Source organism: Canibacter zhoujuaniae (assembly GCF_011752015.1).
Taxonomy (GTDB): domain Bacteria; phylum Actinomycetota; class Actinomycetes; order Actinomycetales; family Microbacteriaceae; genus Canibacter; species Canibacter zhoujuaniae.
This window is the reverse complement of record NZ_JAAIKA010000001.1, coordinates 205,366-217,325: the sequence shown is the minus strand read 5'-3', so window position 1 is coordinate 217,325 and position 11,960 is coordinate 205,366. Positions and strand designations below refer to the sequence as shown.

At 50.9% G+C, this 11,960-nt stretch carries 10 protein-coding genes and 3 tRNA genes; 3 read left to right on the top strand and 10 right to left on the bottom strand.

Annotation, left to right across the window (positions count from 1 at the left end):
• Positions 1-5 precede the first annotated feature (5 nt).
• Positions 6-284, top strand: a complete 279-nt coding sequence (locus HCQ99_RS01030) for a hypothetical protein (protein ID WP_166984709.1) — start codon at positions 6-8, stop codon at positions 282-284.
• Positions 285-324: 40 nt separating this feature from the next.
• Here the strand turns inward: HCQ99_RS01030 and clpX are convergent, their stop codons facing one another.
• The 6 genes from clpX to HCQ99_RS01000 all read right to left on the bottom strand — a co-directional run bounded on the left by clpX (position 325) and on the right by HCQ99_RS01000 (position 4,817).
• Positions 325-1,599 carry an ATP-dependent Clp protease ATP-binding subunit ClpX gene (gene clpX, locus HCQ99_RS01025; RefSeq protein WP_166984708.1) on the bottom strand — a complete coding sequence of 425 codons (1,275 nt, stop codon included), beginning with the start codon at positions 1,597-1,599 and terminating at the stop codon, positions 325-327.
• A gap of 105 nt (positions 1,600-1,704) precedes the next feature.
• Positions 1,705-2,352: an ATP-dependent Clp protease proteolytic subunit gene (locus HCQ99_RS01020; protein ID WP_166984707.1), complete on the bottom strand. Its 648-nt coding sequence runs from the start codon at positions 2,350-2,352 to the stop codon at positions 1,705-1,707.
• Between the two features lie 11 nt (positions 2,353-2,363).
• Positions 2,364-2,948 (bottom strand): ATP-dependent Clp protease proteolytic subunit, encoded by a 585-nt coding sequence (locus tag HCQ99_RS01015; protein WP_166984706.1) that lies wholly within the window; start codon positions 2,946-2,948, stop codon positions 2,364-2,366.
• Between the two features lie 136 nt (positions 2,949-3,084).
• Positions 3,085-4,446, bottom strand: a complete 1,362-nt coding sequence (gene tig, locus HCQ99_RS01010; RefSeq protein ID WP_166984705.1) for a trigger factor — start codon at positions 4,444-4,446, stop codon at positions 3,085-3,087.
• A gap of 53 nt (positions 4,447-4,499) precedes the next feature.
• Positions 4,500-4,574, bottom strand: a tRNA-Pro gene (locus HCQ99_RS01005).
• Between the two features lie 167 nt (positions 4,575-4,741).
• Positions 4,742-4,817, bottom strand: a tRNA-Asn gene (locus HCQ99_RS01000).
• Between the two features lie 177 nt (positions 4,818-4,994).
• Here HCQ99_RS01000 and HCQ99_RS00995 point away from each other — a divergent pair.
• Positions 4,995-5,068 (top strand) — tRNA-Gly (locus HCQ99_RS00995).
• A 971-nt stretch (positions 5,069-6,039) separates the two neighbouring features.
• Here the strand turns inward: HCQ99_RS00995 and HCQ99_RS00990 are convergent.
• The 3 genes from HCQ99_RS00990 to HCQ99_RS00980 form a co-directional block, all read right to left on the bottom strand.
• Positions 6,040-6,231: a hypothetical protein gene (locus tag HCQ99_RS00990; protein WP_166984704.1), complete on the bottom strand. Its 192-nt coding sequence runs from the start codon at positions 6,229-6,231 to the stop codon at positions 6,040-6,042.
• Between the two features lie 89 nt (positions 6,232-6,320).
• Positions 6,321-6,992: a response regulator transcription factor gene (locus HCQ99_RS00985; protein ID WP_166984703.1), complete on the bottom strand. Its 672-nt coding sequence runs from the start codon at positions 6,990-6,992 to the stop codon at positions 6,321-6,323.
• The gene (locus HCQ99_RS00980; RefSeq protein WP_166984702.1) at positions 6,985-8,151 is read right to left on the bottom strand and encodes a sensor histidine kinase; all 1,167 of its coding nucleotides are present in this window, start codon (positions 8,149-8,151) and stop codon (positions 6,985-6,987) included. Before HCQ99_RS00980 ends, HCQ99_RS00985 begins: the two co-directional genes overlap by 8 nt.
• Before the next feature lie 400 nt (positions 8,152-8,551).
• On the opposite strand from HCQ99_RS00980, the gene HCQ99_RS00975 reads away from it, so the two are divergent.
• Entirely contained in the window at positions 8,552-9,736 is a 1,185-nt protein-coding gene (locus HCQ99_RS00975) for a hypothetical protein (RefSeq protein WP_166984701.1), read from the top strand.
• Positions 9,737-10,033: 297 nt separating this feature from the next.
• Here the strand turns inward: HCQ99_RS00975 and HCQ99_RS00970 are convergent, their stop codons facing one another.
• Entirely contained in the window at positions 10,034-11,752 is a 1,719-nt protein-coding gene (locus HCQ99_RS00970; protein ID WP_166984700.1) for an alpha/beta hydrolase, read from the bottom strand.
• Positions 11,753-11,960: the final 208 nt, after the last annotated feature.

Below are 11,960 nucleotides of genomic sequence, written 5' to 3'. Positions count from 1 at the left end.
CAGTTGTGCAAATAGGCACCTCATGGCGATTTGGCACCCCCATTCCAGATGCGGTGCCCCAGGCGTTTCACAGTGAAATTTTAGCGATCGAAAGCTCACTCACGGGCGAGGAAAACAACTACTGGAAGCTGACCTCGCTGGAAGGTCAGCCCCGGGTTGCGCTCGGCAACACTGTGACACTCCTGCTGTCAGATACCGGCACAGTAGAGCGGCTTGATCCAGACGCGGCAAACACCACAGCGCTGCAGCACAATGCTGCAGACGAAGATGATGATTGGATCTAGAATTTTCATCTAGACCTGTGCGCTAAAGCGTGAGTGTGTTTTAAGCTGTGCGTTTTGCGTTTTTCTTGTTGCGCAGCACGCGCGGCGCGTCAGTGCCGTTAACAGCATCGGCGGTAATCAGCACTTTTACGATGTCCGAATCTGACGGTGCATGGAACATTACCGGGCCGAGCACCTTTTCAAGAATTGAGCGCAAACCGCGGGCGCCTGTGCCGCGCGCCATTGCCTGCTTTGCCACCGCCTCGAGTGCGTCCTTAGTGAATTCTAGGTCGATGCCGTCTATTCTAAACAATTCTCTGTACTGTTTTACGAGCGCATTCTTTGGTTCAGTCAGAATCCGGATCAAAGCTGTTTCATCTAAAGCGTCAACGGTTGCAATGACCGGGAGACGCCCAATAAATTCAGGAATGATGCCAAACTTATGCAGGTCTTCCGGTTCCACCAGCGAGTAGGCGTCGCTTGCTGAAACCCTGTCACCAATATCTGCGCCGAAACCGATCCCGCCGCGCCCGAGACGCTTTTGGATAATTTCTTCGAGCCCGGCAAAAGCGCCGGCAACAATAAAGAGGATATTTGAGGTATCAATTTGTAAGTATTCAGAGTTTGGCTGTTTCCTGCCACCCTCTGGCGGGACGGATGCAACCGTCCCCTCAAGAATCTTCAAAAGCGCCTGCTGCACTCCCTCACCGGAGACATCACGGGTTATCGATGGGTTGTCGCCTTTGCGCGAAATTTTATCAATCTCATCAATATAGATGATGCCTTTTTGTGCTTTTTCAACATTGAAGTCTGCGGCACGCAAAAGCGTCAGAAGGATGTTTTCGACGTCTTCGCCAACGTATCCGGCTTCTGTGAGCGCGGTGGCATCGGCAACAGCAAAAGGCACTCCGAGCTGTTTCGCAAGAGCCTGCGCCAGATAGGTTTTACCAACACCGGTGGGGCCAATCAACATAACATTTGATTTAGCCAGCTCAATTTGCTCTTTATCTGAGTCAACCAGAGATGGTTTTTGCTGCGCCTGGATCCGCTTATAGTGGTTGTAAACAGCGACAGACAGCGCCTGTTTTGCGCGGCTCTGCCCGATCACATACTCATCGAGGAAAGCTGCAATTTCCTTCGGTTTTGGCAGCGTGAAATTCGTCTCATCCTGCGCGCTATCCTGCGCTTCACGCTCCGCGATAATCTCGCTGCACAGCTGCACACACTCATCACAGATGTAGATGTGTGAGCCCGCGATGAGCTGCTTTACTTGACTCTGCGGCTTACCGCAGAAAGAACACTTCAGGCCCTCGCTCGAGTCGCTCTTCAATGCCATTTCAAGCTCCATTCATAAGCACTGCCTAGCCAGTTTAGGGGGTTCATTTAAATACGCCAGTAGCCGCGCCGATAGAAAACTCGGAGCGGCTACTGAGTGCAGCAATTATGCGTTTTCGCGACGCGTAAGCACCTGATCGATAATGCCGTATTCAACAGCTTCCTGCGCGCTCAGAATCTTATCGCGATCGATGTCTTTGTTCACCTGCTCAACAGACTGGCCGGTGTGTTTTGCGAGAGTTTCTTCAAGCCAGCTGCGCATGCGCAAAATTTCCTTGGCCTGAATCTCGATATCGGTTGCTTGACCGTGCCCACCGCCGCCGGTAGCGGGCTGGTGGATCAGCACACGTGCGTTCGGCAGCGCCAGTCGCTTCCCGGGAGCCCCGCCCGCCAGCAGCATTGCCGCAGCTGATGCAGCCTGCCCGAGGCACACTGTTTGCACATCAGGTTTGATGTACTGCATTGTGTCGTAGATCGCGGTCATCGCGGTGAAAGAGCCACCGGGTGAGTTGATGTACATCATGATGTCGCGTTCTGGATCCTGGCTTTCAAGCACCAGGAGCTGCGCCATGATGTCGTCTGCTGACGCATCATCAACCTGAACACCTAGAAAGATAATGCGGTCTTCAAACAGTTTCGCATACGGATCTTGCCGTTTGAAGCCGTATGCGGTGCGCTCTTCAAAGCTCGGCAGCACATACCGACTCTCAGGCATGTTTCGCACTGCGTTTGGCAAAAGAAAGTTTTCACTCATTTTCATAAACCTTACTTCTTAGTACCGCCGCCGCCAACAACATCAGATGCGGTAGCTCGAATGTGATCCACAAAACCATACTCGAGAGCTTCTTCGGCGGTGAACCAACGATCGCGATCACCGTCTGCGTGAATCTGTTCAACAGTTTTGCCGGTTGCCGCAGCTGTGATTTCAGCAAGACGCTGTTTCATGCTGGTGATAAGCTGCGCCTGAGTCTGTATGTCGCTGGCTGTGCCACCGAATCCACCGTGCGGCTGATGTAACAGCACACGTGCGTTCGGGGTGATGTAGCGTTTACCGGGAGTGCCAGCGGTTAGCAGGAACTGCCCCATCGACGCAGCCATACCGATGCCGACCGTCACAATATCATTTGGGACAAACTGCATAGTGTCGTATATCGCCATTCCCGCAGTGATGGAACCACCGGGTGAGTTAATGTATAAGTAGATATCTGCCTCTGGGTCTTCTGCCGCAAGCAGCAGCATTTTTGCCGAGATCTCATTCGCGTTATCGTCGCGCACGTCAGAGCCCAACCATACAATGCGATCTTTGAGCAGGCGATCAAAAACATTCGCCTCGTGTGTCTTAGCTGACATTTTTTGCTCCATTCATACTGTCTGTAATGAGACTAGCCGCAATTTCACGAAAAATCAGGCTTGTTCGCCGTCGGCGGAATTAAATGAAAAGCCCCTGGGAGCGACTGCTCTCAGGGGCGATCCAAACAGTTAAGCACTACTTCTTGTCTGAGTCTTTCTTGCCTGCTTTTTTAGCTGGTTTTTCCTCAGTGTTTTCAGCAGCTTCCTCTTCTTCACCGGTGTCAATGCGGGTGAATTCTGAGAGATCTACCTCATTGCCGCTTGCGTCAACAACGTTAACCTTGGCAAGCGCAATTGCCATTGCCTTATTGCGGGTAACCTCACCGACAATAGCGTTCATCTGGCCACCCTGGCTCAATAGCTGAATGAACTGGCCAGGCTCCATGCCGTAGCGCTGTGCAGACTGGAAGATGTACTGGCTGAGTTCGTTCTGGGTCGGCTGCACTTCTTCAGCCTCAACAATTGCGTCGAGAATTAGCTGCAGTGCAATCTGCTTCTGCACATCGCTGGTGACTTCTTCGCGGTGCTCATCGTCTTCAAGACGCCCCTCCTGCTCAAGGTGGCGGTGCACCTCTTCTGCAACAAGCTCTTCAGAGACGGGCACCTGAGCGCTTTCAAGCAGCTTCTCGATGAAGATATCACGCGCCTGCTCACCCTGCTTGAATACCGCCTGCTGTTTCACGGTCTCAGCAAGATTCTCTTTCAGCTCTGCGAGAGTATCAAACTCTGAAGCGAGCTGCGCGAACTCGTCGTTAGCCTCTGCAAGCTCACGCTCTTGCACCGCGTTAACGGTTACCTCAACTTCTGCGTCTTGGCCTTCGTACTCGCCGCCGAGCAACTGTGAGCTAAAGGTGGTTGATTCACCAGCGGTGAGGGTTTCAATCGCTTCATCCATACCCTCGAGCATGTTTCCCGCACCAACCTGGTATGAAACACCTGTCGCACGGTCAACCTCTTTACCATCGATGCTTGCAACAAGGTCGATAGTTACGTAGTCGTCTTTTGCGGCAGGGCGGTCGACATCTTTCAGCTCACCAAAACGCTCGCGCAGCTTCTCGAGCTCTGCATCTACTGCATCTGCACCGATTTCTGCATCATCAACGGTGATCTTGTACTGACCGTAGCGTGGCAGCTTGAACTCAGGGCGCACCTCTACTTCAAAGACCAGCACCAGATCGCTCTTGTCGCCTTTTGCATCTGGCCACTGCTCTACATCGGCGGTTGGGCGGCCCATTGGAACCTCGCCAGACTCGTCAATTGCGGCGCGGAAGAATGTATCGAGCGACTTATTAACCGCTTCTTGGATAACCGCTTCGCGGCCAACCCGCTGATCGATAATTGGAGCAGGTACGTGCCCTTTACGGAAACCTGGGATCTGCACCTGCTCTGAGATGGTCTTATATGCGTCTTTCAGGAAGGGAGCGAGCTCCTCCTGAGTAACAGTAACGCTAAGCTTTGCGCGGGTTGGAGTGAGCTTCTCAGCTTTAGTAGTCGCCAATTTCGGCCTCTCGTGTCGGATACGTGTTCGGCGCTCTGGTGAGACTGTTTCAGTCGGGATGACAGGATTCGAACCTGCGGCCTCTCGGACCCAAACCGAGCGCTCTAGCCAAGCTGAGCTACATCCCGGAAGTTGCCGGCAAGCCGGCGAAAAACAGTCCCACTGCGCGTCTATATGAGCCGCGCAGAGCAACTTAACCAGTATAACTGATTTGCAGACTTTGCGCCTCACAACACCGCATCCTCAACACTGGGTTGAAGACAGGCACACCAAGAATGCTCTCGATGTGACACAGTGGCTCCCCCGACTGGGCTCGAACCAGTGACCTAGCGGTTAACAGCCGCTCGCTCTGCCAACTGAGCTACAGGGGAATGTTGTTTAACCAACTTGATTTAATATAGTTGATACTTTCGGATCGCGCAAATCACACTATTCGGCGTGTCGATCGTTTCGCTATCTATTAATTTCGTCGCAGACAAGTTTGCACACTGCCGCTGTTGTGCAAACCCAAAGTTCCATGTACACTCTAGGAGTGCGTTTAGCACAGCGCGGGTGTAGCTTAATGGTAAAGCTTTGGTCTTCCAAACCAACGACGCGAGTTCGATTCTCGTCACCCGCTCCACTAGAACCTCGGGCTTGATAAGGCTGAATCTGCACTGGCGAGTTGCCCCGTTACGGATGACTTGGGCGTAAATGTTACCCTACAAAAACAGATGCGCCACCAAGGTCTCTCGGAAAACGAAGCTGGTCATTTCAGGATTAGGTTAGCTATCCTCGGTTATTGCTGCTTATCTCTTTTCTTTTCGCGAAAGTTTCGCCCATAAATGTATGCAGCCATGATGATAAGTACTGCAAAACGTGTCCAAGAGGAGTTTTGAATAGCAAGCAACCCAATTGTCGAAGCCATATACAGTACCGACCAGAAAACCTCAGAGAGACTTTCTCGAAAACGCCGGTAAAGACTCCATATTGCAGCAACTATAAGAATTGCAATCTCTACCAGATTTGCAAAGTCATTCCATGCGGAGTAGGTCAAGTTGTTAGCAAGAACAGATAGGATCCCACCCCAAATAATCTCAGGAAGTATTGCAACGGCATCTATATTATTCCTACCCATCCCAATCTAACCCCCATCAAATTATTTGCCCTCGATTTTCACATCGATTGGTGGAATTGCCCAATCAGAGTAGAAGGTGTTAAAAGCGACCATAAAGCAACAACAGCCGCAGGTCCAGCTTCAGCAGCGAAATTGTGAAGCAATCTCACTTCATCAGAGGTAAAGTAATACTTGTCATGGAGTTTCCGCATCGCTTGCGGTGATGGAGAACTTTCCTGATGTAGTGATACTACTTTTCAGTGCAGCATTTGCTTATGCTATTTTTTGTTGCGAATTCTATTGCTTGTGCTTCTGTGTAGCTTCACACTAGCGCTTCCTTTCGGTAATGCCACAACATTGTGGTACATATGTGAGAGGGAATCTAGATTACGTTACCTCTCACAGGTATCACCAACTCTACACCGCTTCATCTATCCAGTAATCGGCCTCGCCCGCTCCATAGGTCAAGGAATTTGTCGACATATAGATGATGAGCTTTAGCGGCTGAGAATCTTCACTCGCTTCGATAAGACTGGAGGGGGTTGGCGGATCATGTCAGCTTTGATGGTGCCAAACAAGTCAAACACGATGCGTTCTTGCCAGTCTATTAGCCGAAACGCATGCCCGCCCAGCGACCCTTCGTGTTCGATATGTATATACAGCTCTGGCCTGGCACTATATCCAGTCATAAAAGGCCTTATTTTAAGAAAATAGCGATATCGCTCAATCTTTGGTGGGCAGGCTGTGTCCTCTAAGAAATACTTGCGCGTTTGCGAGGTTATTCTGTGATTCCGGCTTTGATGGCGGTGATAGCTAGTTCACCTCTAGTGGCGCAGCCAGTGCGGGCTAGAATGTCGGAGACATAAGAGCGCACGGTTGCTTCGGTGAGCTTGGTTTGCCGGGCAATATTTTTGTTAGCGAAGGCTTTCAGCAGTAGCCGGAACGTCGGGCGCAGATGCTCCGGCAGCGCGGTGACCGCATTAATGAAGTCTGCATATTGTTCCCGGTTTTCATAGGTCTGGGCATAGGAGGATGTGAGGATTTCAATGGGTCGGGGTGCCATCACCTGCTGGCCGGCATAGGCTTTGCGAATCAGCTGAGCGAGCTCGGGCGCTGGGATGTCTTTGGTGAGAAATCCTCGCACGCCCGCCCCGATTGCTTGTCCAAGAGATTCTTCATGCTCGAATACGGTAAGCATAATTATCGTGAGGCCGGCCTGCTCACGGCTCAGGCGGCGTGCGGCTTCGATACCGCTCACCACTGGCATATCCACATCCAATAGCGCCACGTCTATCCGGTGTAGCGCCAGTTGCTCGAACACCTGAGCGCCATTAATAGCAGTGGCTACCACGTGCAACCCCTCTTGCGCGTCCAACAAGTTAGCAAGACCTTCACGAATAATCTGGTCATCGTCCGCGATCAGGATACGAACTTCTCGCTCGTCAGTCATCAGCTTGCTCCTTCACAGAGTCACTCCTGCGTAAGCTGCCGCTTCGGTACTCGTCTTGGCTATTAGAAGGAATCGTGATGTAGGTCAGCCACTGGTTGCCAAGATCGCTGACCTCCATACTTCCACCTTCTGCCCGAATTTTGGCACCTAAGTTTGCCAGCCCATAACCACTACTCATGTCCGGAGCTGCCGGCACCGATGCAATCTCATTACTCAACGATATAGTGAGCACGCCTGACTCGCCGTCAATATCGATCACAAGGTGCGCCTCGGAATCGGCGGGCGCGTATTTCAACATATTCGAGCCACACTCTCGGATAGCGAGTGCCCCTGTGAGTTGTTGTTGGCGTGTCACCACGCAGTCAAGGTCATCGGGTAGCACGATATCGAGTTCAATATGACGTGTTTTCAACATCTGCATCACTTGATCTACCACTTTAGACAGGGGCACATCGCTTGCCGCAGCATCGATTGAGAGGATCATTGGGCGGATTCGCCGTGACGCCTCGGTGGCTGCCGCCACTATGGGCGAGAGCTCACTAGAGAGCTCAGGGTGACGGGCAGCCATGTCTTGGGCAAGCACGGCCACGTGCGCCAAGTCTTTCGCCGTCGTATCATGCAGCTGACGAGCCAACTCCTTACGGTTGTCGGAGGCAGCGCGATGTGTGCGTTCTTTTTCCTGTTCTGCAAGCACCCTGTGCCCATTTTGCCAACGTAGCACCAAACCGATAGCTAACACAAGCACGGTAGTTAAAACAGAGCTAAATGCCTCTAGACCAGGTGTGAGACTCACCGCTGTTGCAATGACCCCGTCGAGGACGAACACGAGCACGGCTGGCACAATCCAGGAACGAATTAGCCAGAAAATCATCAAGATGCTCAGAGCAAAGCTCACCATCTCGAAACCATCAATCAGATTAAACAGGTTAAAAACGAAATAGCACACGAGGAAAACGTATTCGCACACCTGCAGCCAGCCCGCGGCCACAAACAAAACGATAAGGGCGAGCGAGAATATCACGCGCAGTATTGAAGCGCTCTGCTGACCAGATATCAGCTGAGCCGCGTCGAAAACAAGGAAGAAAACAGCCGAAAGTGTGAACACCAGTGGCTGCACCAGTGTAGAACGGCTGTATCTAGGGAATATGAGGTGAAACATCACCAGACACTATATCGAGCTATCTATGAGGTCGATGCTTCTCGCAGCCAGGAAAATTGGGAAACAATTTACAGATTCGTGGTGTCAACCAGTGTGCAGACGAACTCTCAACTATTTGAACGGCCCGAGTTATTGTCAACTGTTCGGTAACTGTATATTGAGATACCATCGGAGTTCCCATTGCAGTCATGCAAGCCACGGCAAACACTCCTGCGGTGATACGCGTAGCAATCATTTCTCTACCTCTCTACAAAATCACTTTGAGTTTCCGATCCTATTGGAACACTCATAAGCTTCGACACCGACGAATGTCGGTATAACTGACCAACATTCGTCGGTATCTACACCAGTAACCAGATCGATAGCTTAAAGTCACTTACGAGAAAATAGAGGAGAAAATATGCGTCACAGAGCTTGGAAGTCGCTTGTAGGCATTACAACAGCATATGCGCTGAGCCTAGGTGGGACTACTTCTGCATTAGCTACTGATACTGAACACAGTCTCTCAGCAGCGAAGCTGACTCAGACATCCGATACTATCTTGGCGAATACTGATGATACGCTGGAGGAATTCGACTATGCGGATGCTACGGCTAAAGCCTTAATAAAAGAGGAGATTGGGCTTTCAGCAAAATCACTAGATTATCTAGTGTCCGATAAAGTTCCACTTAGTTTAAATCTGGATAGTTCTAATCAATCAATTTCTGGTGACATTCTTTCTGGCCTTTCTGAGCAAGAAGCACGAATTATTAATACTTTGCCTACCGTTGATAGCGAGACGGGCGAAGTATCAATTCCTAATCCCGAGACCAGAGAAATGTTTTCCATACGGGTTAATGGGCATATAGTTACCGAAGTAACAAATGGTGTCGTTCGTACCCAAGACGCGGATGTCCAAGATACCGAAATCGCCGTATCTCATGTAACAGAAGATGAATCTGGACAAATTATTGGTGTTATCAAAGATCACAATGCTTCATACATGGATTTTGGGTACACATTGCCCGAGGGGTATCAACTCGAGGCACGCAGTGATGGCGGGTTTTCATTATTATCTGAATCTGGCACCGTAGAAGGAGAAATCGACGCTCCGTGGGCAATAGATGCGGATGGAAAAGAGCTGCCTACCAGTTTCGAACTAGTTGATGGCAGTATCTTGAGGCAACATGTGAATACTGAAGGCGCATCTCTTCCAATTGTTTTAGACCCTTCTTGGTCGTGGTGGTTAGTTACAGCTGGGAAGTGCGCAGTATCTATTGCTCCTCTTCTTGTCACGGGCGGAGCTGCAATAGCGGCACGTGTGCCGAAACTTATATCCTTCATTAATAAGTTGTCAAAGACTCCAAAAATCGCCACTGCTATAACTAAGGTAGGGGGAGTTAAGAATGCTGCTGTTGCCGCGATCAAAAATGCAGTAATTACATTGCGCAGTAAACTACCACAAGGAATAGCTTCTAAACTTCCTTCCCCGACTCTGACGGCAAAGGATAAAATCTTCATCGCGGCCGCTTGGCCTTTCATAGTAGATAACTTCTGGGATTTGATAGGTATCGGAAGTTGTTATTCCCTTATTAGGGGGAGGTAGATTATGTATTTCTGGCTGAGCCTTGGCCTAATCCTGATCGGAGCGTGTTTTTCTGGAGTGCAGTTCGCCAGAATCTGCACCACAGTGAGAAATGACGGCAAGAAAGATCGCGATCTGTCCTTCATGTTTTCATCCGCACTGTTGGCTTTTGCAATACCGTTTTTTAGTCCGATATCGCAGAATCTAGGTGCCTCAGTTTCATTGTTTATTGCGATAAGTGCCGTATCAACACTCGTGGTGAGCCGGTCTATTCGACATAAACAGTGAGATAAGAAAGACATTCATCAAGTAACGAAGTTAAGCAGATACAGGAGTATCAAGGAATGCGCGAATCTCGTTTTTCACGCGTTGCCAGGTCTCGGTTTCGGCAACCGATAGCGCACCATGGATTGTGCCAGGCAGCATGTGCATCTCAACCGCAACACCCGCGTCAACCAAATCCAGCGCAAAACGCACACCCTCATCACGCAAAGGATCAACAGGGTTAACAATCACTAGAGTTGGCGGCATCAAAGCCGCCACTTTCCGTGCCGGAACGTAGGGCGGCACAGCATACGGGTCTCCCAAGTAGTGCGCCCATGCAGCCTTTGACGCGGCCCGCGTCCAAATCGGGCCGTCACAGTAGGTGTCAAAAGACCCCGTAACCATACCAGGTTCAAGACAGGGCTCAAGCAAGACAGCCCTTTCAACCGCAACCGGATCACCACTCTCGGCAAGCAGCATCAGCGCCTGCTGCGCGAGCCCAGCCCCAGCAGAATCACTGTATATGTACAGCGGCAGATCTGGATACATCTCAGCAAGATAGCGCAATGAACGCACGCAATCCGTAGCGCCCGCAGGCCACGGAAACTCCGGCGCTAAACGATAGTCTGGGCTAGCAACGAGTGCCCCACCAAACACCTCAATCAAGTCACTATTGCGTGCGTCATCATAGCGCGCTGCCCCGGCAACATACCCGCCACCGTGAATCGACAGCACAACACACTGCGGCTCATCACCACGTGTCAAACACCTCAATACAAAACTGTCATCAACTGCTGCGCTTTCCCCATCCAAACGCACCTCAAACACCTCAACACCAGCGGCAGGCTTGACATCGCCCAACAGTTTCTCACCGCGGCGGCGCATTTTTAGATAATCATCGGTGTTTTGGTCTGGTGTGCCTGCGATAATAGGCTGCAACTCAGCGGCAATATACGGCGTCGGGAACGCCTCACGCTGACCGCATCGCTCTAAGAAACTATCAAGCGCCCTATAAAATTCTTCAGATTTATCTCGCCGCACCGTGTGTGAAGCGCCCGGAATGAGCACTGCATCAATATGGGAATTTCCTAAACTTGCAACCTCAGCAAGGCCCGCTTGACCAAACAACACATCATCTTTATCGCCGGTCACTAAAAGCGTTGGAACAGCAAGTTCACTGAATATCTCGCGACCGCTAACACCCACAACACCATCGGCAATGAACCTGCGATCCACCTGTGTTTTTCCCTGCGCCCACGCACCATACTCTGATGCAGGCCACGCGGGATACTGCGACATCAGTTCAGTGACCGCCGCACCAACGTGTTCGGTCACGCTCTCCTGTCGGCGCAACCTGTCTGCGGCTGTATCACGGTACAGTTTAGTTTGCTCTTCGGTTAAGAATGCGGGATCTTCAAGGATCAGCGCCTGGATAAGATCCGGCAGCTCACGCGCTATTGCTCCTGCGATAGCACCGCCCATCGAATGCCCCAGCAGCACAACTTTGCGGCTCATGCTGCGTCTTGCAGCTGCGATAACAATTGTGCGTGCCGCGGCAACAGCGGCTCGGAAAGGATCGCCTAACTCTGCATCAGTAAAACGTCGTGACAGACCGTGCCCGAGGGTGTCAACTGCATAAATCTGCCAGTCATCTTGATAGTGCTGCACAAGATCAGACAGCGCTGCCGCGTTATCAGTAACCCCGTGCAGTGCGACAATAGTCCCTTTAATTTCACTGCCGGCTACCGCATATGAGATACCGTGATTAACCATAAAGACTTCCTTAGTCCAAGTAGGTATGCGCTATCACCATAACATGATATTACGCCCCGTTACGCCAAGGTGAAGAGACGCCAGATGTATTACTGCCCCTTATTTGGGCCAACCTAAATAAACTGCGAAAGCGATCCCGGCTACACCGATAACTATGGACAACAGCCAGATGGGGTTTAGTTTCACATTTTTAAACCCTGCAATAAGA